We start from the raw sequence: 21603 nt of genomic DNA, 5'->3' as shown, positions 1-21603 counted from the left end.
TCCTTACTCAGCACTGCTGCTGAAATCGAGATCTTGGCCTGGCTGAAGGGAGATAACTGCCTTCTTCCAGTCATTACGCTTGCCCAGACCGCGAGCAGTGCGCTTGCTCTTACCCAGAACATTCAGGGTAGTAACACGCTCTACTTTCACGCTGAACAGGCTTTCGACGGCCTTCTTGATTTCCAGCTTGGTTGCGTCAGTTGCAACCTTGAAAACGAACTGGCCTTTCTTGTCAGCCAGAACCGTAGCCTTTTCGGAAACGTGCGGGCCAAGCAGAACTTTAAATACGCGTTCCTGGTTCATCCCAGCAGCTCCTCGAATTTCTTCACGGCCGACACGGTGATCAACACCTTGTCGTATGCGATCAGACTAACTGGATCGGAACCTTGCACGTCACGCACATCAACGTGTGGCAGGTTGCGAGCAGCCAGGTACAGGTTCTGATCAACAGCTTCAGACACGATCAAAACATCGGTCAGGCTCATGTTGTTCAGTTTGCCCAGCAGATCTTTGGTTTTTGGACTTTCAACAGCGAAGTCCTGAACCACGACCAGACGATCAGTACGCACGAGTTCAGCAAGGATGGAGCGCAGAGCTGCGCGATACATCTTCTTGTTGAGCTTCTGAGAGTGATCCTGTGGACGAGCTGCGAAAGTGGTACCGCCGCCACGCCAGATTGGGCTACGGATAGTACCGGCACGAGCACGGCCAGTGCCTTTCTGACGCCAAGGGCGCTTACCGCCACCACGTACGTCGGAACGGGTCTTTTGCTGCTTGCTACCTTGACGGCCGCCGGCCATGTAGGCCACGACTGCTTGGTGAACCAGCGTCTCGTTGAATTCGCCGCCAAATGTCAGTTCGGAAACTTCGATCGCTTGAGCGTCATTTACATTTAATTGCATGTCAGCTTCCCCTTAACCGCGAGCCTTGGCCGCTGGACGTACAACCAGGTTGCCGCCAGTAGCGCCAGGAACAGCACCCTTGACCAACAACAGATTGCGTTCAGCGTCGACGCGCACTACTTCGAGGGACTGCACGGTCACGCGCTCAGCGCCCATATGACCGGACATTTTTTTGCCCTTGAATACACGACCAGGAGTCTGGCACTGGCCAATAGAGCCCGGGACGCGGTGGGAAACGGAGTTACCGTGAGTGTTGTCTTGGCCACGGAAATTCCAACGCTTGATCGTACCCTGGAAGCCTTTACCCTTGGACTGACCGGTTACATCAACCAGTTGACCAGCGGCAAAGATTTCAGCGTTGATCAGATCGCCAGCCTGGTAGTCGCCATCTTCAAGACGGAACTCCATAACAGTGCGACCAGCTGCAACGTTTGCTTTAGCGAAGTGACCTGCTTGAGCAGCAGTCACACGCGAAGCACGACGCTCGCCGACAGTGACTTGCACTGCACGATAGCCATCGGTTTCTTCAGTTTTGAACTGGGTGACGCGATTCGGCTCGATCTCAATGACCGTGACCGGAATGGAGACACCTTCTTCGGTGAAAATACGGGTCATACCGCATTTACGACCGACTACACCAATAGTCATGTTGTAAACCTCATGAGTGTACGGGGCTTTCACCCGCTATGGCCGCCCATTTCAGAGCGTTACACGACTAAGACCCAAGTCTTAGCCGAGGCTGATCTGTACTTCCACACCGGCCGCCAGATCAAGCTTCATAAGTGCATCAACGGTTTTATCCGTTGGCTGGACGATGTCCAGTACGCGCTTATGAGTACGGATCTCGTACTGGTCACGCGCGTCTTTGTTGACGTGCGGAGAGACCAGAACGGTGAACCGCTCTTTACGGGTAGGCAGTGGAATTGGACCACGCACTTGAGCACCAGTACGTTTCGCGGTTTCCACGATTTCCTGGGTGGATTGGTCGATCAGGCGATGGTCAAAAGCCTTCAACCTGATACGGATTTGCTGATTTTGCATTGGATTTCAGACTCCGGCTGCTATTCCCAGCGAGCGCAATACGCCCGTTAAAAGGAGGCGCAATTCTATAGACGCCCCAGATAGGTGTCAACCCAATAAAAAAGGCCCCCGCTAAGCGGGGGCCTTCTCAAAAAACCGAGCTATCTCAAAAGAGATAATTACTCGATGATTTTAGCTACAACACCAGCACCAACGGTACGGCCGCCTTCACGGATAGCGAAGCGCAGACCGTCTTCCATTGCGATGGTTTTGATCAGGGTAACTTCCATTTGGATGTTATCGCCTGGCATTACCATTTCAACGCCTTCTGGCAGCTGGCAGTTACCAGTCACGTCAGTAGTACGGAAGTAGAACTGAGGACGGTAGCCTTTGAAGAACGGAGTGTGACGACCGCCTTCTTCTTTGCTCAGAACGTAAACTTCTGCGGTGAACTTGGTGTGCGGCTTAACCGAACCTGGCTTAACCAGAACCTGGCCACGCTCAACGTCGTCACGCTTGGTACCACGCAGCAGAACGCCGCAGTTCTCGCCAGCACGACCTTCGTCGAGCAGTTTGCGGAACATTTCAACACCGGTGCAGGTGGTGGTGGTGGTGTCACGCAGACCAACGATTTCCAGCGGATCTTGAACGCGAACGATACCGCGCTCGATACGACCGGTAACAACGGTACCACGACCAGAGATCGAGAATACGTCTTCGATTGGCATCAGGAACGGCTTGTCAGTCAGACGAACTGGCTCTGGGATGTAGCTGTCCAGAGTTTCTACCAGACGCTTAACAGCGGTGGTACCCATTTCGTTGTCGTCTTTGCCTTCCAGAGCCATACGAGCAGAACCGATGATGATCGGAGTGTCGTCGCCTGGGAAGTCGTAAGTGCTCAGCAGATCGCGCACTTCCATCTCAACCAGTTCCAGCAGCTCAGCGTCGTCTACCAGGTCAGCCTTGTTCAGGAAAACCACGATGTACGGAACGCCTACCTGACGGGACAGCAGGATGTGCTCACGAGTCTGTGGCATCGGACCATCGGCAGCCGAGCAAACCAGGATCGCGCCGTCCATCTGGGCAGCACCAGTGATCATGTTCTTCACGTAGTCAGCGTGACCTGGGCAGTCAACGTGAGCGTAGTGACGAATCGAAGAGTTGTACTCTACGTGCGCGGTGTTGATGGTGATACCACGAGCTTTTTCTTCTGGAGCGCTGTCGATTTTATCGAAATCAACGACTGCGGAACCGAAAACTTCGGAGCAGACGCGAGTCAGAGCTGCGGTCAGAGTGGTTTTACCGTGGTCAACGTGGCCGATAGTGCCAACGTTTACGTGCGGTAGGGAACGATCAAATTTTTCTTTAGCCACGACAATTAACTCCTTGCCTAAAGGACTGAATCAGCCTTGTTTTTTGGATACAGTTTCAGCGATGTGCGCCGGAGCTGTGTTGTATTTTTTGAATTCCATAGAGTAGCTTGCGCGACCCTGGGACATGGAGCGAACGTCGGTCGCATAACCGAACATCTCACCCAACGGAACCTCGGCGCGAATCACTTTGCCGGAAACCGTGTCTTCCATACCCAAGATCATGCCGCGACGACGGTTAAGGTCGCCCATGACATCACCCATATAGTCTTCAGGTGTAACAACTTCTACCGCCATGATCGGCTCAAGCAACTCACCACCGCCCTTCTGGGCCAGTTGCTTGGTTGCCATGGAGGCAGCCACCTTAAACGCCATCTCGTTGGAGTCGACGTCGTGGTAAGAACCGTCAAAAACGGTTGCTTTCAGGCCGATCAGCGGATAGCCGGCAACAACACCGTTCTTCATCTGCTCTTCGATGCCCTTCTGGATAGCCGGGATGTATTCCTTAGGAACCACACCACCAACTACTTCGTTCACGAATTGCAGACCTTCCTGACCTTCGTCAGCAGGAGCAAAACGGATCCAGCAGTGACCGAACTGACCACGACCGCCGGACTGACGAACGAACTTGCCTTCGATTTCACAGTTCTTCGTGATGCGCTCACGATAGGAAACCTGAGGCTTACCGATGTTGGCTTCGACGTTGAACTCACGGCGCATCCGATCAACCAGGATGTCCAGGTGCAACTCGCCCATGCCGGAGATGATCGTCTGACCAGTCTCTTCATCAGTTTTAACGCGGAAAGATGGATCTTCCTGAGCAAGCTTGCCCAGAGCGATACCCATTTTTTCCTGGTCATCCTTGGTCTTAGGCTCAACGGCAACCGAGATAACCGGCTCCGGGAAGTCCATACGAACCAGGATGATTGGCTTGGCAGCGTCGCATAAGGTTTCACCAGTGGTGACGTCCTTCATGCCGATCAGGGCCGCGATGTCACCAGCGCGTACTTCCTTGATCTCTTCACGGGCGTTTGCGTGCATTTGCACCATACGACCCACGCGCTCTTTCTTGCCTTTAACCGAGTTGATCACGCCGTCGCCGGATGCCAACACGCCCGAGTAAACACGGACGAAGGTCAAAGTACCCACGAATGGGTCGGTAGCGATCTTGAACGCCAGAGCCGAGAACGGCTCGCTGTCGTCAGCATGACGCTCCATCTCTTCTTCCTCGTTATCAGGGTTGGTACCCTTGATAGCAGGAATGTCGGTTGGAGCAGGCAGGAAGTCGATAACGGCGTCGAGAACCAGGGGAACACCCTTGTTCTTGAAGGAAGAACCGCAAACAGCCAAGACGATTTCACCAGCGATAGTACGCTGACGCAGAGCGGCCTTGATTTCCACGTTGGTGAGTTCTTCACCTTCGAGGTACTTGTTCATCAGCTCTTCGTTGGCTTCGGCAGCAGCCTCAACCATGTTGTTGCGCCACTCGTCAGCCAGCTCTTGAAGCTCGGCAGGGATAGGCTTGCGAACAGGAACCATACCCTTGTCGGCGTCATTCCAGTAGACCGCTTCCATGTTGATCAGATCGATCTGACCTTGGAAGTTGTCTTCGGAACCGATGGCCAATTGGATTGGCACCGGAGTGTGACCCAGACGCTGCTTGATCTGACCGATCACGCGCAGGAAGTTGGCACCAGCACGGTCCATCTTGTTTACGTAAACAAGACGTGGAACGCCGTACTTGTTGGCTTGACGCCATACGGTTTCCGACTGAGGCTCAACACCCGAGGTACCGCAGAACACAACGACAGCGCCATCGAGTACGCGCAGGGAACGTTCTACTTCAATGGTGAAGTCTACGTGGCCCGGGGTATCGATTACGTTGAAGCGGTGCTCATCTTTGTACTGCTTCTCGGAACCTTTCCAGAAGGCGGTAATAGCAGCAGAAGTAATGGTAATACCACGCTCCTGCTCCTGAACCATCCAGTCTGTGGTCGCGGCGCCGTCATGCACCTCGCCCATTTTGTGACTTTTGCCGGTGTAAAACAGTACGCGCTCGGTGGTGGTGGTTTTACCAGCATCCACGTGAGCGACGATACCGATGTTACGGTAGCGGCTAATCGGAGTAGTACGAGCCATAAAGCCCTCGCAAAATTAGTGAAGCTAAAATTAGAAGCGGTAGTGCGAGAAAGCTTTGTTAGCTTCAGCCATACGGTGCACGTCTTCACGCTTCTTAACAGCAGCACCTTTACCTTCAGCAGCGTCCAACAGTTCGCCAGCCAAACGCAGAGCCATAGACTTCTCGCCGCGCTTACGGGCGAAGTCTACCAACCAGCGCATTGCCAGAGCGTTACGACGGGACGGGCGAACTTCAACCGGAACCTGGTAAGTAGCACCGCCTACACGGCGCGACTTCACTTCGACCAGCGGAGCGATGGCGTCGAGAGCTTTCTCGAAGATTTCCAGGGGGTCGCTGTTCTTGCGTTCTTTAACCTTTTCCAGCGCGCCATAAACGATACGCTCGGCAACGGCTTTCTTGCCGCTTTCCATCACGTGGTTCATGAACTTGGCCAGGATTTGGCTTCCGTATTTTGGATCGTCAAGCACTTCGCGCTTGGCTGCTACGCGTCTTCTTGGCATGGATAAGCCCTCAAACGGTCTTCAGGTTCGCTCGGAATCGGTGCCCTTTCGGGACGCCTCCGACCTTACTCTTATCGACTCAGAAAATAAGATGATTCAGTTTTACAAAAAGCCGCTACTACTTAGGCTTCTTGGTACCGTACTTCGAACGACCCTGGTTACGACCTTTAACGCCGGAAGTATCCAAGGAGCCGCGTACGGTGTGGTAACGAACACCTGGCAAGTCTTTTACACGACCGCCACGGATCAGTACCACGCTGTGTTCTTGCAGGTTGTGACCTTCACCACCGATGTACGAGGAAACCTCGAAACCGTTGGTCAGGCGCACACGGCATACTTTACGCAGTGCCGAGTTAGGTTTTTTCGGCGTAGTGGTATACACACGGGTGCATACGCCACGACGTTGCGGGCAGTTCTGCAGCGCAGGTACGTCGGATTTCTCGACGATACGCTTACGCGGCTGACGTACCAGCTGGTTGATAGTTGCCATCTACTAGCTCCACTGTTGTCTTGCGACGCTATTGTCTTGCAAGAAAAGCAAAATGGCAGGAACGAATTCCCGCCAAATTTAGGGGTACAAGAGTCTAAAGAGGATCTTGTCCCCAGTCAAGGCAAGGCCCCGACCTCCCCTCTCGTCGAACCGGGACAAAACTGCCTCGATCCGACGAATGGGGCTGCCAGGGCCCAGACTTATTTATCGCAGAACTCAGTTACCGCTTGAGTTCAGCGCTTCGGTCAGTGCAGCTTCCACTTCACTGGCGCTTACGCGCAGCGGCTTGTCTGCATCACGGCGGCGCTTGCGCTCGCTGTGGTAGGCCAAACCGGTACCTGCCGGGATCAAACGACCCACAACTACGTTTTCTTTCAGGCCGCGCAGGTAGTCGCGCTTGCCGGTTACCGCTGCTTCGGTCAGTACGCGAGTGGTCTCCTGGAAGGAGGCCGCCGAGATGAACGACTCAGTGGACAACGACGCCTTGGTGATACCCAGCAGCACGCGAGTGAACTTGGAAACGAATTTCTCTTCGTTCGTCAGGCGCTCGTTTTCCACCAGCACGTGAGTCAGTTCCATCTGGTCGCCCTTGATGAAGCTGGAATCGCCAGACTCAGCGATTTCAACTTTACGCAGCATCTGACGCAGGATGGTCTCGATGTGTTTATCGTTGATCTTCACGCCTTGCAGGCGGTAAACGTCCTGGATCTCGTTAACAATGTACTTGGCCAGCGCACTCACACCCAGCAAACGCAGGATGTCGTGTGGATCGCTTGGACCGTCGGAGATAACTTCGCCGCGGTTTACCTGTTCGCCTTCGAACACGTTCAGGTGACGCCACTTCGGAATCAGCTCTTCATACGGATCGGTACCGTCGTTCGGGGTAATGACCAGACGGCGCTTGCCCTTGGTCTCTTTACCGAACGCGATGGTGCCGCTGACTTCAGCCAGAATCGACGCTTCTTTCGGACGACGAGCTTCGAACAAGTCGGCAACACGCGGCAGACCACCGGTGATGTCACGGGTCTTCGAAGTTTCTTGCGGGATACGCGCGATAACATCACCGATCGCGATCTTCGCACCATCCGCTACACCGACCAGGGCGTTGGCTGGCAGGAAGTACTGAGCGATTACGTCAGTGCCTGGCAGCAACAGATCCTTGCCGTTGTCATCAACCATCTTCACGGCAGGACGGATGTCTTTACCGGCAGCTGGACGATCTTTCGCGTCGAGTACTTCAATGTTGGTCATACCGGTCAATTCGTCAGTCTGACGCTTGATCGTGATGCCTTCTTCCATACCCACGTAGGTCACGGTACCTTTCATTTCGGTAACGATTGGGTGGGTGTGCGGATCCCACTTGGCCACTATTGCGCCAGCGTCGACCTTGTCACCTTCTTTAACCGAGATCACAGCACCGTACGGCAGCTTGTAACGCTCACGCTCACGACCGTAGTCATCAGCGATTGCCAGCTCACCGGAACGAGACACAGCAACCAGGTGGCCATCCACTCGCTCAACGTGCTTCAGGTTGTGCAGGCGGACGGTACCGCCGTTCTTCACCTGAACGCTGTCGGCTGCGGAGGTCCGGCTTGCCGCACCACCGATGTGGAACGTACGCATGGTCAGCTGGGTACCCGGCTCACCGATGGACTGGGCAGCGATAACGCCGACCGCTTCACCGATGTTCACCTGGTGACCACGAGCCAAGTCACGGCCGTAGCACTTGGCGCAAATGCCGTAGCGGGTTTCGCAGCTGATCGGCGAGCGAACGATCACTTCGTCGATGCTGTTGAGTTCGATGAACTCGACCCACTTCTCGTCAACCAGAGTGCCGGCAGGAACGATAACTTCCTCGGTACCTGGCTTGAATACGTCACGGGCAATAACACGACCCAATACGCGCTCACCCAGCGGCTCTACAACGTCCCCGCCTTCAATGTGCGGAGTCATCAGCAGGCCGTGCTCGGTGCCGCAATCGATCTCGGTTACAACCAGATCTTGTGCAACGTCTACCAGACGACGAGTCAGGTAACCGGAGTTAGCGGTTTTCAACGCGGTATCCGCAAGGCCTTTACGAGCACCGTGAGTAGAGATGAAGTACTGAAGTACGCTCAAACCTTCACGGAAGTTCGCAGTGATCGGCGTTTCGATGATGGAGCCGTCCGGCTTGGCCATCAGGCCACGCATACCGGCGAGCTGACGGATCTGCGCAGCAGAACCCCGTGCGCCCGAGTCGGCCATCATGTACATCGAGTTGAAGGACTCTTGATCGACTTCCACGCCGTGACGGTCGATGACTTTCTCTTTCGAGAGGTTGGCCATCATCGCCTTGGAAACTTCGTCGTTCGCCTTCGACCAAAGGTCGATTACCTTGTTGTACTTCTCGCCCTGGGTTACCAGGCCGGAGGCGTACTGGCTTTCGATCTCTTTCACTTCATCAGTAGCAGCGTTGATGATGCGGGCTTTTTCATCCGGGATAACGAAGTCGTTAACACCGATGGAAACGCCGGAGATGGTCGAATAAGCAAAACCGGTGTACATCAACTGGTCAGCGAAGATCACGGTCTCTTTCAAACCAACCACGCGGTAGCACTGGTTGATCAGCTTGGAGATCGCCTTTTTCTTCATTGGCAGGTTGACGACGTCGTACGACAGACCTTTTGGTACAACTTGATACAGCAGCGCACGACCGACAGTGGTGTCGACGATACGGGTGCCGCTCACGCTGCCGCCATCACGGTCGTTGACGGTTTCGTTGATCCGCACTTTGACCTTGGCGTGCAGTGCGGCTTCGCCAGCACGGAACACACGGTCAACTTCTTGCAGGTCAGCGAACACACGACCTTCGCCTTTGGCGTTGATCGCTTCACGCGTCATGTAGTACAGACCCAATACAACGTCCTGCGACGGAACGATGATTGGCTCACCGTTGGCTGGCGACAGGATGTTGTTGGTCGACATCATCAACGCACGCGCTTCCAACTGGGCTTCCAGTGTCAGCGGTACGTGCACGGCCATTTGGTCGCCGTCGAAGTCGGCGTTGTACGCAGCACAGACCAGAGGGTGCAGCTGGATAGCCTTACCTTCGATCAGTACCGGTTCAAACGCTTGGATACCCAGACGGTGAAGGGTCGGCGCACGGTTGAGGAGAACCGGGTGTTCGCGGATCACTTCAGCGAGAACGTCCCAAACCTCTGGCAGTTCGCGCTCGACCATTTTCTTGGCCGCTTTGATCGTGGTCGCGAGACCGCGCATTTCCAGCTTGCCGAAGATGAATGGCTTGAACAGTTCAAGTGCCATCTTCTTAGGCAGACCGCACTGGTGCAGACGCAGGGTCGGGCCTACGGTAATAACCGAACGACCGGAGTAGTCAACACGCTTACCGAGCAAGTTCTGACGGAAACGACCTTGCTTACCCTTGATCATGTCAGCCAAGGATTTCAGAGGACGCTTGTTCGAACCGGTAATAGCGCGGCCACGACGGCCGTTGTCGAGCAAGGCATCGACAGCTTCTTGCAACATACGCTTTTCGTTGCGCACGATGATGTCCGGAGCGGACAGGTCAAGCAGGCGCTTCAAGCGGTTGTTACGGTTGATCACGCGGCGGTACAGGTCGTTGAGGTCGGACGTCGCAAAACGACCACCGTCCAACGGTACCAGCGGACGCAGGTCTGGCGGCAGAACCGGCAGAACGGTCAGCACCATCCACTCTGGCAAGTTTCCGGAGCCCTGGAAGGCTTCCATCAACTTCAGACGCTTGGACAGCTTCTTGATCTTGGTTTCGGAGTTGGTTTGCGGAATCTCTTCGCGCAGGCGGCCAATCTCGTGCTCCAGGTCGATAGCGTGCAGCAGTTCGCGGACAGCCTCGGCACCCATACGGGCATCGAAATCGTCACCGAATTCTTCCAGCGCTTCGAAGTACTGCTCGTCGTTCAGCAACTGACCTTTTTCAAGGGTGGTCATGCCTGGATCGATAACGACATAGCTCTCGAAGTAGAGAACGCGTTCGATATCACGCAGGGTCATGTCCATCAGCAAGCCGATACGGGACGGCAGCGATTTCAGGAACCAGATGTGGGCAACCGGCGAAGCCAGTTCGATGTGCGCCATGCGCTCACGACGAACTTTAGCCAGCGCAACTTCAACGCCGCACTTCTCGCAGATCACACCACGGTGCTTCAAGCGCTTGTACTTACCGCACAGGCACTCGTAATCCTTTACCGGGCCAAAGATCTTGGCGCAGAACAGGCCGTCACGCTCGGGTTTGAACGTACGGTAGTTGATGGTTTCCGGTTTTTTAACTTCACCGAACGACCACGAACGGATCATCTCAGGCGATGCCAATCCAATACGGATGGCGTCGAACTCTTCGACTTGACCCTGGTTTTTCAGCAAATTCAGTAGGTCTTTCAAGGCCTTTCCTCCTGGCGGAGCAGAGAGCGGGCTAAACAGCCCCGCTCTCGATTCGCGTCACGTGTTATTCGGTTTCCAGATCGATATCGATGCCGAGGGAACGAATTTCTTTGATCAACACGTTGAAGGACTCGGGCATGCCCGGCTCCATACGGTGATCGCCGTCCACGATGTTTTTGTACATCTTGGTCCGACCGTTCACATCGTCCGACTTCACTGTGAGCATTTCTTGCAGAGTGTAAGCAGCACCGTATGCTTCCAGTGCCCAGACCTCCATCTCCCCGAAACGCTGACCACCGAACTGAGCCTTACCACCCAGCGGCTGCTGGGTAACCAGGCTGTACGAACCGGTAGAACGAGCGTGCATCTTGTCGTCTACCAAGTGGTTCAGCTTCAGCATGTACATGTAGCCAACAGTAACCGGGCGCTCAAACTTGTTGCCGGTACGGCCGTCGAACAGCTGCATCTGGCCGCTTTCTGGCAGGTCTGCCAGTTTCAGCATGGCCTTGATTTCGCTTTCCTTGGCACCGTCGAACACCGGGGTAGCCATTGGAACGCCGCCGCGCAGGTTCTTCGCCAGATCCAGGATTTCCTGGTCGGAGAAGGTGTCCAGCTCTTCGTTGCGACCGCCGATCTCGTTGTAGATCTCGTGCAGGAACTTACGCAGGTCAGCAACCTTGCGCTGCTCTTCGATCATACGGTTGATCTTCTCGCCCAGACCTTTAGCCGCAAGGCCCAGGTGGGTTTCGAGGATCTGACCAACGTTCATACGCGAAGGTACGCCCAACGGGTTGAGGACGACGTCGACCGGGGTGCCATTGGCATCGTGCGGCATGTCTTCAACCGGCATGATCACGGAGACCACACCTTTGTTACCGTGACGACCGGCCATCTTGTCGCCCGGCTGGATGCGACGACGGATTGCCAGGTAAACCTTGACGATTTTCAGCACGCCTGGAGCCAGGTCATCGCCCTGCTGCAGTTTGCGCTTCTTGTCTTCGAACTTGTCGTCCAGCAGACGGCGGCGATCAACGATGTAGGCCTGCGCCTTCTCGAGCTGCTCGTTAAGAGCGTCTTCAGCCATGCGCAGTTTGAACCACTGGCCGTGCTCAAGACCGTCGAGGATTTCGTCGGTGATGTCCTGACCTTTCTTCAGACCTGCGCCGCCTTCAGCCTTGTGGCCTACCAGAGCGGAACGCAGACGTTCGAAGGTCGCGCCTTCAACGATACGGAACTCTTCGTTCAGGTCCTTACGGATCTCGTCGAGCTGGGTCTTCTCGATGGACAGTGCACGAGCATCACGCTCAACGCCGTCACGGGTGAAGACCTGTACGTCGATGACAGTACCTTTGGTGCCAGTAGGCACGCGCAGGGAGGTGTCTTTAACGTCGCTGGCTTTTTCACCGAAGATGGCACGCAGCAGTTTTTCTTCCGGAGTCAGTTGGGTCTCGCCTTTCGGAGTGACCTTACCTACCAGAATGTCGCCTGCGCCTACTTCAGCACCTACGTAAACGATACCGGCTTCGTCCAGTTTGTTCAGTGCAGCTTCACCCACGTTCGGGATGTCTGCAGTGATTTCCTCTGGCCCAAGCTTGGTGTCACGAGCCACACAGGTCAGTTCCTGAATGTGGATCGTGGTGAAACGGTCTTCTTGAACAACACGCTCGGAGAGGCAGATGGAGTCTTCGAAGTTGAAGCCGTTCCATGCCATGAACGCGATGCGCATGTTCTGACCCAGAGCCAGCTCACCCATATCGGTGGACGGGCCGTCAGCCATGATGTCGCTGCGCTGAACGCGATCACCCTTGCTCACCAGCGGACGCTGGTTGATGCAGGTGTTCTGGTTCGAGCGGGTGTATTTGGTCAGGTTGTAGATGTCGACACCGGCTTCGCCAGTTTCAACTTCGTCATCGGCAACACGAACCACGATACGGCTGGCATCAACGGAGTCGATCACGCCGCCACGACGAGCCACGACGCAAACGCCGGAGTCACGGGCTACGTTACGCTCCATGCCGGTACCTACCAGCGGCTTGTCAGCGCGCAGGGTTGGTACAGCTTGACGCTGCATGTTGGAACCCATCAACGCACGGTTGGCGTCGTCGTGCTCCAGGAACGGGATCAGCGACGCAGCAACCGAAACTACCTGCTTCGGCGATACGTCCATCAAGGTGACGTCTTCCGGCGCCTTGACGGTGAACTCGTTCAAGTGACGAACAGCTACCAGCTCGTCGATCAGGACTTTCTTGTCGTTCATCGTGGCCGAAGCCTGAGCGATCACGTGATCAGCTTCTTCGATGGCGGACAGGAATACGATCTCGTCGGTGACCAGAGCGTCTTTCACCACACGGTACGGGCTCTCGAGGAAGCCATACTGGTTGGTGCGCGCATAGGCGGCCAGGGAGTTGATCAGACCAATGTTCGGACCTTCCGGCGTTTCGATCGGGCAAACACGGCCGTAGTGCGTCGGGTGTACGTCACGAACTTCAAAGCCTGCACGCTCACGGGTCAGACCGCCCGGGCCCAGTGCGGATACACGGCGCTTGTGGGTGATCTCGGAGAGCGGGTTGTTCTGGTCCATGAACTGCGAGAGCTGGCTGGAACCGAAGAACTCTTTCACCGCCGCAGCCACTGGCTTGGCGTTGATCAGGTCTTGCGGCATCAGGCCTTCGCTTTCAGCCATCGACAGACGCTCTTTGACCGCACGCTCAACACGTACCAGGCCAACGCGGAACTGGTTCTCGGCCATTTCGCCTACGCAGCGAACACGACGGTTACCCAGGTGGTCGATGTCATCGACGATGCCTTTGCCGTTACGGATGTCGACCAGGGTCTTCAGTACCGCAACGATGTCTTCCTTGCACAGCACGCCCGAACCTTCGATCTCGGTGCGACCGATACGACGGTTGAACTTCATCCGGCCGACCGCAGACAGGTCATAGCGCTCAGGGCTGAAGAACAGGTTGTTGAACAGGGTCTCGGCAGCGTCTTTGGTTGGCGGCTCGCCTGGACGCATCATGCGATAGATCTCGACCAGCGCTTCCAATTGGTTGCTGGTGGAGTCGATCTTCAAGGTGTCAGAGACGAACGGACCGCAGTCGATATCGTTGGTGTACAGGGTCTCGATGCGAACAACCTGGGCCTTGGCGATTTTCGCCAGGATCTCGGTGTTCAGCTCGGTGTTGCACTCAGCCAGGATTTCGCCTGTGGCCGGGTGAACGATGACCTTGGCGGTAGTACGACCCAGGACGTAGTCCAGAGGTACTTCCAGCTCTTTGATACCGGCTTTTTCGATCTGGTTGATGTGGCGCGCAGTAATACGACGACCAGCCTCAACAATGACCTTGCCTTTTTCATCCTGGATGTCCAAGACGGCAATTTCACCACGCAGACGCGATGCAATCAGCTCCAGCTTGAGGGTTTCATCCTTCAGGCTGAATACGTTGGTGGTGTAGAAGGCGTCCAGCACTTGCTCAGTGGTATAGCCGAGCGCGCGCAGCAGTACCGAGGCCGGCAGCTTGCGACGACGGTCGATACGCACGAACACGCAGTCTTTCGGGTCGAACTCGAAGTCCAACCACGAACCGCGGTACGGAATGATCCGCGCGGAGTACAGGAGTTTACCGGAGCTGTGCGTCTTGCCGCGGTCGTGGTCGAAGAACACGCCCGGGGAACGGTGCAGCTGGGAAACGATAACACGCTCGGTACCGTTGATAACGAAGGTACCGTTTTCAGTCATCAGTGGGATTTCACCCATGTAGACTTCTTGCTCTTTGATGTCCTTGATCGCTTTGTTCGACGATTCTTTGTCGAAAATGATCAGGCGGACTTTTACCCGCAAAGGTACGGCGTACGTAACACCGCGCAACACGCATTCTTTGACATCAAATGCCGGTTCGCCCAGGCGATAACCCACGTACTCCAGCGCAGCATTGCCGGAGTAGCTGATGATCGGGAAAACGGATTTGAAGGCCGCATGCAGGCCCACGTCGCGGAACTGATCTTTGGTCGCTCCCGCCTGCAAGAATTCACGATACGAATCCAGCTGGATAGCCAGAAGGTACGGGACATCCATGACGTCCGGCAACTTGCTAAAGTCCTTGCGGATACGTTTTTTCTCAGTATATGAGTAAGCCATCAGCGTTCCCCAGCTTGGTCACCTGCTTGTTTGGCCCCTCCGACGGGAGCAGCCAGAAAATCTCGCAAACCCCATGGTTTGCACCACCGCATCGGGTGGCTACAGCACGTTAATGGCGGCGACCGAGTCGACAGCCAAGAACGGAAAAAGGCCGGTGGCAAGAGCCACCAGCCATCAGCCTTCAGCTTAACGCTTGGGCTGGAGACGCAAGGTCGATGCTTACTTCAGCTCGACTTTAGCGCCTGCTTCTTCCAGTACTGCTTTGGCTTTGTCAGCTGCGTCTTTGGCAACAGCTTCCAGAACCAGGGCAGGAGCGCCGTCAACTACAGCCTTGGCTTCTTTCAGGCCCAGACCGGTCAGTTCACGTACTGCCTTGATCACGTTTACTTTCTTCTCGCCAGCTTCGGTCAGCATGACGTTGAATTCGGTTTGCTCTTCAACAACGGCAGCAGCAGCAGCTGGGCCAGCGGAAGCAGCGGCAGCGGAAACGCCGAATTTTTCTTCGAAAGCTTTGATCAGCTCAACAACCTGCAGAACCGACATTTCAGCTACGGCGTTGAGGATATCGTCTTGGGAGATAGACATTGCTGTATTTCCTGAATTGGGGGACGGCCTACTCGGCCATCGAAATAAACAAAAATACGCGAGAGAAGTTGCTCAGCCTTAGGCTGCGGCAGCTTCTTTTTGCTCGCGAACTGCGGCCAGAGTACGAGCCAGCTTGCTGGTAGCGCCTTGAATCACGCTCATCAGCTGCGAAATGGCTTCGTCGCGGGTCGGCAGTGTTGCCAGTACGTCGATTTGGTTAGCTGCGAGGAACTTGCCCTCGAACGCAGCTGCCTTGATCTCGAACTTATCCTGACTCTTGGCGAACTCTTTGAACAAACGGGCAGCAGCGCCTGGATGTTCTTTGGAGAACGCGATCAGAGTCGGGCCGGTGAACACGTCGTTGAGGACACTGTATTCAGTGTCAGCAACAGCGCGCTTGAGCAGGGTGTTACGTACAACACGTACGTATACGCCAGCTTCACGAGCCTCTTTACGGAGTCCGGTCATAGCGCCTACTGTCACACCACGGGCATCAGCCACGACAGCGGACAGAGCAGCTTTGGCAGCCTCGTTGACTTCAGCGACGATGGCCTTCTTGTCTTCGAGATTAATTGCCACGGGTTTAACTCCTGCTTGTTACCGTTTCATCTGGCCGGAGCCGGATGTCGTTTTGGTGTCTGATTCGGTAAGGAACCGGGAGCACCATCTGCGTAGGCTTGAGGTTTAAGACTTGCGTCGCCTACGGTCTTGGATAGCCCCCGCCAGGCAGGGACCCCAATTTTTTCAACTGGCGCAATCTCTCACGCCAATCTGTGCCTTATACGTCCAGCGAGCCTTGGTCGATGACCAGACCTGGGCCCATAGTGGTGCTCAGGGTAACGCGCTTGACGTAGATACCTTTCGAGGAAGCTGGCTTGATACGCTTCAGGTCAGCGATCAGGGCTTCAACGTTTTCCTTCAGCTTGACGGCGTCGAAGCCGACTTTGCCAACGGAGGTGTGAATGATGCCGTTTTTGTCGGTGCGATAACGAACCTGACCAGCCTTGGCGTTTTTAACCGCGGTAGCTACGTCTGGCGTTACGGTGCCGACTTTAGGGTTAGGCATCAGACCACGTGGACCGAGGATCTGACCCAACTGACCTACAACGCGCATTGCATCCGGGGAAGCAATAACTACGTCATAGTTCAGGTCGCCGCCTTTCATTTCGGCAGCCAGGTCGTCCATGCCAACGCGATCAGCGCCAGCGGCCAGAGCAGCTTCAGCTGCCGGGCCTTGGGTGAAGACAGCTACACGTACAGTCTTGCCAGTACCGTGTGGCAGCACAGTAGCGCTACGAACGACCTGGTCGGATTTACGTGGGTCTACGCCCAGGTTTACAGCAACGTCAACGGACTCGCTGAACTTGACAGTCGACAGCTCGGTCAGCAGGGCAGCAGCGTCTACAAAGTTGTAGGCCTTGCCTGCTTCGATTTTGCCGGCGATAGCCTTTTGGCGCTTGGTCAGCTTAGCCATTACACACCCTCCACGTTAAGGCCCATGCTACGAGCAGAACCGGCGATGGTACGCACGGCTGCATCCATATCAGCTGCAGTCAGATCCGCGTTTTTGGTTTTCGCGATTTCTTCCAGCTGAGCACGAGTCACGGTGCCAACCTTAACGGTGTTAGGACGAGCGGAACCGCTAGTCAGACCAGCAGCTTTCTTCAGCAGAACCGAAGCCGGGGTCGACTTGGTTTCGAAAGTGAAGCTACGGTCGCTGTATACAGTGATGATCACTGGAGTCGGCAGACCTGGCTCAAGACCCTGAGTACGGGCGTTGAAGGCCTTGCAGAATTCCATGATGTTCACGCCGTGCTGACCCAGTGCTGGGCCGACGGGTGGACTTGGGTTGGCCTGAGCGGCCTTCACTTGCAGCTTGATGTAAGCGGTAATCTTCTTGGCCATGAGGCACTCCAATTACGGGTTCAAACGCCTCGAGAGGCTCCCCGGTTACTTGCGCGTTTATCCCAGTGACGACAAAACCCCACAGCCTAAGGCTGTGGGGTTGGGATGCTTGATCAGCTAGACCTTTTCGACCTGGCTGAACTCCAACTCTACCGGAGTAGAGCGACCGAAAATGAGCACCGCCACTTGGATCCGGCTCTTTTCGTAGTTAACTTCTTCGACAGTACCGTTAAAATCAGCAAACGGACCATCTGTGACACGAACAACCTCGCCCGGCTCGAACAACGTCTTCGGCTTAGGCTTGTCACTACCATCAGCAACACGACGCAAAATTGCTTCTGCTTCTTTGTCAGTGATAGGAGCGGGCTTATCAGCAGTACCGCCGATAAAACCCATGACACGAGGAGTGTCCTTGACCAAGTGCCAAGTACCTTCATTCATGTCCATCTGAACCAGCACATAGCCAGGGAAGAATTTACGCTCACTTTTACGCTTCTGGCCATTCCGCATTTCAACCACTTCTTCAGTGGGAACCAGAATTTCGCCGAAGCCATCTTCCATGCCAGCCAGCTTTACGCGCTCCAGCAAAGAGCGCATAACATGCTTCTCGTAACCCGAGTAAGCATGCACAACGTACCAACGCTTAGCCACGGGACACCCTTAGCCAACAATCAAGGAAACAAGCCAGCCGAGCAGGGAATCAAGCCCCCACAACAGCAACGCCATAACCAGAACAACAGCCACCACAATCAATGTGGTCTGCGTGGTTTCTTGGCGAGTCGGCCAAACGACTTTACGAATTTCGGTGCGAGCTTCCTTTACCAGGACCGCGAACGACTTGCCTTTAGCGGTCTGCAGGCCTACAAAAGCAGCTACAGCAGCAATGACAAGCAAAGCGAGCACACGGTACAGGATCGGCGAAGCAGAATAGTACTGATTGCCAACAACGCCTACGACCACCAAAGCGACTACTGCGAGCCACTTAACCAGATCGAAACGAGAGCTTTGAGCTTCAGCCTTAGGAGTCATCTATGAAGATCCTGTGAAAAGAAAGCCAGATACACCACGTGAATCTGGCAGGTCAGGAGGGAATCGAACCCCCAACCTACGGTTTTGGAGACCGTCGCTCTGCCAATTGAGCTACTGACCTAAAACAAAATCAGGCCGACCATTATGCAGGCCTGAAAAAGACTTTACAACAACCAACCCCCAGAGACTTGAAATCGCCCGACTTCAACACCGGACACAACACCATCAAGCCGAGGCAGCTGTTAAAACAAAGGCAGATATTTTCATATCTGCCTTGTTATATGGAGCTCTTGAGCGGATTTGAACCGCTGACCTCACCCTTACCAAGGGTGTGCTCTACCAACTGAGCTACAAGAGCGAAACACCTTGCACAACCTGCAAACTTGGAGCGGGTAGCGGGAATCGAACCCGCATCATCAGCTTGGAAGGCTGAGGTTCTACCACTAAACTATACCCGCGGAGCTTGCAGCTCACGCTAAAAATGGTGGAGGGGGAAGGATTCGAACCTTCGAAGTCGTAGACGTCAGATTTACAGTCTGATCCCTTTGGCCGCTCGGGAACCCCTCCTAAGCGAGCCGGCATTTTACATCACGCCGACCTTCTGTCAAGCATTTTCTCATTTAAATTATGAGGTTAGCTGCATTGACGATTGCTTCGCGCTGCTGACCTACTTGGTCATCACTGCGGAGCGGGCGCCATTCTATGCAAACTATTCGAGAGTTGCAACGCCTTCGCACAACATTATTTTATGTTTTAACTCATTGAATTCCTTAGCAAGGTTTTCAAAGGGCAGATCATCAGCCAGGCGCCTGCTTTCAGGGGCCACACGAAGCCAATAACCCGAAGCGTCAGTCGTGTTCAGCAACAGAACCTTGGCCTTGATATCCAAACTGGTAAGACGCTGCTCGACAGACAGTGCCTGACGCTGATCAGTAAAGCCACCGATATATAGACAGGTATTTTGCCCATCAGAGGCCTTGGCACGCTCCCTACGGGCAACCGCGTCAGACGACTCACTCAGAAGGCGTATATCTTGCTGAGAACCCTTGTAGAGACTAAGCGGCGTGACATCTTTGGCACGCAACGGCGCTTCTTGCTGATGCCATATGTAGTAGAAGACATTCAGAACGAGTAAAAGCAAAAACAGCCAGCGCATAAGAACCTCAGAACAAAGGGCAGGCCATCGCCAATCCAACGAAAACCAGGTCAGGAACAATTCGAGCCTGCGGCACAGCCGCAGATACCAAATCAGCATCGCCACCGGTCAGGAAAACAGTAAAATCATCCCCCCAGTAGCTTCGAGCCAGCTCGAGCTGAGTCAACACAAACCCTCTCAACATCAAAGTACAGCCTCGCTCGACAGCTTCGACGGTTGTATGACCAGGCAAGAGGCGCTCCAGCGCTCGCTCAGCCGCCGCATCGTCGTAGCGTATCTTCCGGGTATGCGTACGCAACTGATTGCGCATGAGCGGCAATCCCGGGCAGATGAAGCCCCCCAGGTGCTCGCCGTCGGCAGCAATAAAATCTGCAGTTGCCGCCGTGCCGAAATCCAGGACCAGGCAAGCACCAGACGCCAACTTATACCCACCCAACATCGCCAGCCAGCGATCCAGCCCTAGACGCTCAAAGTCATCATAGCCATTACGCACGCCGGCCATTTCTCGCGCAGATACCGCGCAGGACACAGAAACCCCAAAAGCACTCACCAGGGCCTCAACCAACTGCTCCGTCTCCTCCTGCGCCCTGACACTGACCAATCGGCAACGCGTAAGCAACAATCCAGGAAGGGCGATCAAGCCATCAATCAATGCAGCATCCGAACTAACGACACCTTCTGAGGAGGCAGGCGCGCCATCAACCTCAAGCACGCGCCATTTGATAAAACTGTTCCCACAGTCGAGCTCAAGAATCATCACGCAACCTCAGGCTTAACTCTCCACCGCTGTATATTTTTTCGACACCATCAACACTCAAACGCAACGCGCCTTGATGATCGACACCCAGTACATCACCGTCAATCTGGTTGGCTCCCGCGATTAGCGATACAGCCCGCCCCTGCCAAAGGTGATTCTGTTCCCACTCCTCCTGGAGCGCGGCGAAACCACCGGTTTTATGTCGACTCAGATAGTCTTGCAACTGCACACCCAGTTGCGCGACCAGATGATTGCGGTCAATTGCAAAGCCCGTCTCAAGCCAAACCGAAGTCCATTGCTGATCAACGTCCTCCGCCTTCTGCATGTTCACATTGACACCAACCCCAAGGACAACGTGGCAAATATCAGCGGGATCTCCTACCAACTCCAGCAAGATACCGGCAATTTTTTTATTCCCGACCAACACATCGTTAGGCCACTTCAATGCAGCACCTTGCACACCTAAGTCACGGAGGGCGTGCATGACCGCAAGCCCAACCACGAGACTTAGCCCTTCCAGCTGCCGCAAACCACCTTCGATACGCAACACGAGGCTGTAGTACACATTTTGCGCGAATGGACTGACCCATTTACGACCTCGCCTTCCCCTTCCCGCTGTCTGCTGCTCCGCGAGCACCAGAAACGGCGGTACGCAACCTGCGTCAACTAGACGCAAGGCTTCAGCATTGGTGGAGTCAATAGTGTCGGAAATATGAGCAGGCCATGGCAAAGCAGGCGCATTCGATGCAATTGCCTCAGCATTCAAAAATACTAATGGCGATGCAAGCTGATAGCCCTTTCCTCGGACTTTATGGATAGGCAAATTCAACTCTGCCTCAATATGCTGGAGCTGCTTCCACACAGCACTACGACTGACGCCCAAGGCGGCGCCAAGCGCTTCTCCAGAATGGAATCGGCCGTCTTTTAGTAGATTTAACAACGTCAGCATACAAGTATCGCCTCACAATGAGGCAGGCATGATAGCCATGCGCAAGGCCATTGCATAGAAAGGCTAGACTTTGGCTGTGTAGGAAGAAACGATTACTGCAGACGCTTTTCGATCGCCCAAAACAAAACCCCTGACTGCGTTAGCAATCAGGGGTTCTGGAATTTAATCTTGACGATGACCTACTCTCACATGGGGAAACCCCACACTACCATCGGCGATGCATCGTTTCACTGCTGAGTTCGGGAT

The 21603-nt window shown here is 54.8% G+C and carries 19 protein-coding genes, 4 tRNA genes and 1 rRNA gene; all 24 read right to left on the bottom strand.

Annotation, left to right across the window (positions count from 1 at the left end; genetic code table 11):
• Positions 1-3 precede the first annotated feature (3 nt).
• Positions 4-303, bottom strand: a complete 300-nt coding sequence (gene rplW / locus HF257_RS21670) for a 50S ribosomal protein L23 (protein ID WP_002555488.1) — start codon at positions 301-303, stop codon at positions 4-6.
• Positions 300-902 (bottom strand): 50S ribosomal protein L4, encoded by a 603-nt coding sequence (rplD, locus tag HF257_RS21665; RefSeq protein ID WP_003176424.1) that lies wholly within the window; start codon positions 900-902, stop codon positions 300-302. Before rplD ends, rplW begins: the two co-directional genes overlap by 4 nt.
• Before the next feature lie 12 nt (positions 903-914).
• Positions 915-1550, bottom strand: coding sequence for a 50S ribosomal protein L3 (gene rplC / locus HF257_RS21660; protein ID WP_003194649.1), 636 nt, complete (start codon positions 1548-1550; stop codon positions 915-917).
• Between the two features lie 81 nt (positions 1551-1631).
• Positions 1632-1943, bottom strand: coding sequence for a 30S ribosomal protein S10 (rpsJ, locus tag HF257_RS21655; protein ID WP_003186070.1), 312 nt, complete (start codon positions 1941-1943; stop codon positions 1632-1634).
• 158 nt (positions 1944-2101) lie between these two features.
• On the bottom strand, positions 2102-3295 hold the full coding sequence (tuf, locus tag HF257_RS21650) for an elongation factor Tu (RefSeq protein ID WP_135291761.1): 1194 nt from the start codon (positions 3293-3295) through the stop codon (positions 2102-2104).
• A 30-nt stretch (positions 3296-3325) separates the two neighbouring features.
• Complete coding sequence (gene fusA / locus HF257_RS21645; protein WP_185710879.1) at positions 3326-5431, bottom strand: elongation factor G; 2106 nt, start codon at positions 5429-5431, stop codon at positions 3326-3328.
• Between the two features lie 30 nt (positions 5432-5461).
• Entirely contained in the window at positions 5462-5932 is a 471-nt protein-coding gene (gene rpsG, locus HF257_RS21640; RefSeq protein ID WP_002555493.1) for a 30S ribosomal protein S7, read from the bottom strand.
• A gap of 118 nt (positions 5933-6050) precedes the next feature.
• Positions 6051-6422 carry a 30S ribosomal protein S12 gene (gene rpsL, locus HF257_RS21635; protein ID WP_002555494.1) on the bottom strand — a complete coding sequence of 124 codons (372 nt, stop codon included), beginning with the start codon at positions 6420-6422 and terminating at the stop codon, positions 6051-6053.
• A 216-nt stretch (positions 6423-6638) separates the two neighbouring features.
• Positions 6639-10838: a DNA-directed RNA polymerase subunit beta' gene (gene rpoC / locus HF257_RS21630; protein WP_185710878.1), complete on the bottom strand. Its 4200-nt coding sequence runs from the start codon at positions 10836-10838 to the stop codon at positions 6639-6641.
• A gap of 64 nt (positions 10839-10902) precedes the next feature.
• Positions 10903-14976, bottom strand: coding sequence for a DNA-directed RNA polymerase subunit beta (gene rpoB, locus HF257_RS21625; RefSeq protein WP_185710877.1), 4074 nt, complete (start codon positions 14974-14976; stop codon positions 10903-10905).
• A gap of 219 nt (positions 14977-15195) precedes the next feature.
• Complete coding sequence (gene rplL / locus HF257_RS21620; RefSeq protein ID WP_016969476.1) at positions 15196-15561, bottom strand: 50S ribosomal protein L7/L12; 366 nt, start codon at positions 15559-15561, stop codon at positions 15196-15198.
• A gap of 78 nt (positions 15562-15639) precedes the next feature.
• Positions 15640-16140 carry a 50S ribosomal protein L10 gene (gene rplJ, locus HF257_RS21615; protein WP_016969477.1) on the bottom strand — a complete coding sequence of 167 codons (501 nt, stop codon included), beginning with the start codon at positions 16138-16140 and terminating at the stop codon, positions 15640-15642.
• Positions 16141-16339: 199 nt separating this feature from the next.
• Positions 16340-17035: a 50S ribosomal protein L1 gene (gene rplA, locus HF257_RS21610; RefSeq protein ID WP_003232403.1), complete on the bottom strand. Its 696-nt coding sequence runs from the start codon at positions 17033-17035 to the stop codon at positions 16340-16342.
• Complete coding sequence (gene rplK / locus HF257_RS21605; protein ID WP_003176435.1) at positions 17035-17466, bottom strand: 50S ribosomal protein L11; 432 nt, start codon at positions 17464-17466, stop codon at positions 17035-17037. Before rplK ends, rplA begins: the two co-directional genes overlap by 1 nt.
• A 117-nt stretch (positions 17467-17583) precedes the next feature.
• Positions 17584-18117, bottom strand: a complete 534-nt coding sequence (nusG, locus tag HF257_RS21600) for a transcription termination/antitermination protein NusG (RefSeq protein ID WP_003176436.1) — start codon at positions 18115-18117, stop codon at positions 17584-17586.
• Between the two features lie 9 nt (positions 18118-18126).
• Positions 18127-18495, bottom strand: a complete 369-nt coding sequence (gene secE, locus HF257_RS21595; RefSeq protein ID WP_185710876.1) for a preprotein translocase subunit SecE — start codon at positions 18493-18495, stop codon at positions 18127-18129.
• A 45-nt stretch (positions 18496-18540) separates the two neighbouring features.
• Positions 18541-18616, bottom strand: a tRNA-Trp gene (locus tag HF257_RS21590).
• 161 nt (positions 18617-18777) lie between these two features.
• A tRNA-Thr gene (locus HF257_RS21585) sits at positions 18778-18853 on the bottom strand.
• A 26-nt stretch (positions 18854-18879) separates the two neighbouring features.
• Positions 18880-18953 (bottom strand) — tRNA-Gly (locus HF257_RS21580).
• Positions 18954-18977: 24 nt separating this feature from the next.
• Positions 18978-19062 (bottom strand) — tRNA-Tyr (locus HF257_RS21575).
• A gap of 142 nt (positions 19063-19204) precedes the next feature.
• A complete protein-coding gene (locus HF257_RS21570; protein ID WP_185710875.1) occupies positions 19205-19651 on the bottom strand; it encodes a hypothetical protein in 447 nt (148 codons plus the stop codon).
• A gap of 7 nt (positions 19652-19658) precedes the next feature.
• The gene (locus tag HF257_RS21565) at positions 19659-20408 is read right to left on the bottom strand and encodes a pantothenate kinase (protein WP_185710874.1); all 750 of its coding nucleotides are present in this window, start codon (positions 20406-20408) and stop codon (positions 19659-19661) included.
• Positions 20398-21357 (bottom strand): bifunctional biotin--[acetyl-CoA-carboxylase] ligase/biotin operon repressor BirA, encoded by a 960-nt coding sequence (gene birA, locus HF257_RS21560; RefSeq protein WP_185710873.1) that lies wholly within the window; start codon positions 21355-21357, stop codon positions 20398-20400. The genes HF257_RS21565 and birA overlap by 11 nt, the downstream gene beginning before the upstream one ends.
• A 166-nt stretch (positions 21358-21523) precedes the next feature.
• Positions 21524-21603 (bottom strand): 5S ribosomal RNA (rrf, locus tag HF257_RS33800); the annotation flags it as partial.

This window comes from Pseudomonas cremoris, from assembly GCF_014230465.1.
Note: the sequence above shows the minus strand (reverse complement) of the source record. Positions and strands in the feature narration are given on the sequence as shown.

What these genes read in the sequence shown, in the direction of transcription:
- rplW (WP_002555488.1), bottom strand. Translation starts at nt 303, where the DNA reads ATGAACCAGGAACGCGTATTTAAAGTTCTGCTTGGCCCGCACGTTTCC.
- rplD (WP_003176424.1), bottom strand. Translation starts at nt 902, where the DNA reads ATGCAATTAAATGTAAATGACGCTCAAGCGATCGAAGTTTCCGAACTG.
- rplC (WP_003194649.1), bottom strand. Translation starts at nt 1,550, where the DNA reads ATGACTATTGGTGTAGTCGGTCGTAAATGCGGTATGACCCGTATTTTC.
- rpsJ (WP_003186070.1), bottom strand. Translation starts at nt 1,943, where the DNA reads ATGCAAAATCAGCAAATCCGTATCAGGTTGAAGGCTTTTGACCATCGC.
- fusA (WP_185710879.1), bottom strand. Translation starts at nt 5,431, where the DNA reads ATGGCTCGTACTACTCCGATTAGCCGCTACCGTAACATCGGTATCGTC.
- rpsG (WP_002555493.1), bottom strand. Translation starts at nt 5,932, where the DNA reads ATGCCAAGAAGACGCGTAGCAGCCAAGCGCGAAGTGCTTGACGATCCA.
- rpsL (WP_002555494.1), bottom strand. Translation starts at nt 6,422, where the DNA reads ATGGCAACTATCAACCAGCTGGTACGTCAGCCGCGTAAGCGTATCGTC.
- rpoB (WP_185710877.1), bottom strand. Translation starts at nt 14,976, where the DNA reads ATGGCTTACTCATATACTGAGAAAAAACGTATCCGCAAGGACTTTAGC.
- rplL (WP_016969476.1), bottom strand. Translation starts at nt 15,561, where the DNA reads ATGTCTATCTCCCAAGACGATATCCTCAACGCCGTAGCTGAAATGTCG.
- rplA (WP_003232403.1), bottom strand. Translation starts at nt 17,035, where the DNA reads ATGGCTAAGCTGACCAAGCGCCAAAAGGCTATCGCCGGCAAAATCGAA.
- rplK (WP_003176435.1), bottom strand. Translation starts at nt 17,466, where the DNA reads ATGGCCAAGAAGATTACCGCTTACATCAAGCTGCAAGTGAAGGCCGCT.
- secE (WP_185710876.1), bottom strand. Translation starts at nt 18,495, where the DNA reads ATGACTCCTAAGGCTGAAGCTCAAAGCTCTCGTTTCGATCTGGTTAAG.
- HF257_RS21570 (WP_185710875.1), bottom strand. Translation starts at nt 19,651, where the DNA reads ATGCGCTGGCTGTTTTTGCTTTTACTCGTTCTGAATGTCTTCTACTAC.
- HF257_RS21565 (WP_185710874.1), bottom strand. Translation starts at nt 20,408, where the DNA reads ATGATTCTTGAGCTCGACTGTGGGAACAGTTTTATCAAATGGCGCGTG.
- birA (WP_185710873.1), bottom strand. Translation starts at nt 21,357, where the DNA reads ATGCTGACGTTGTTAAATCTACTAAAAGACGGCCGATTCCATTCTGGA.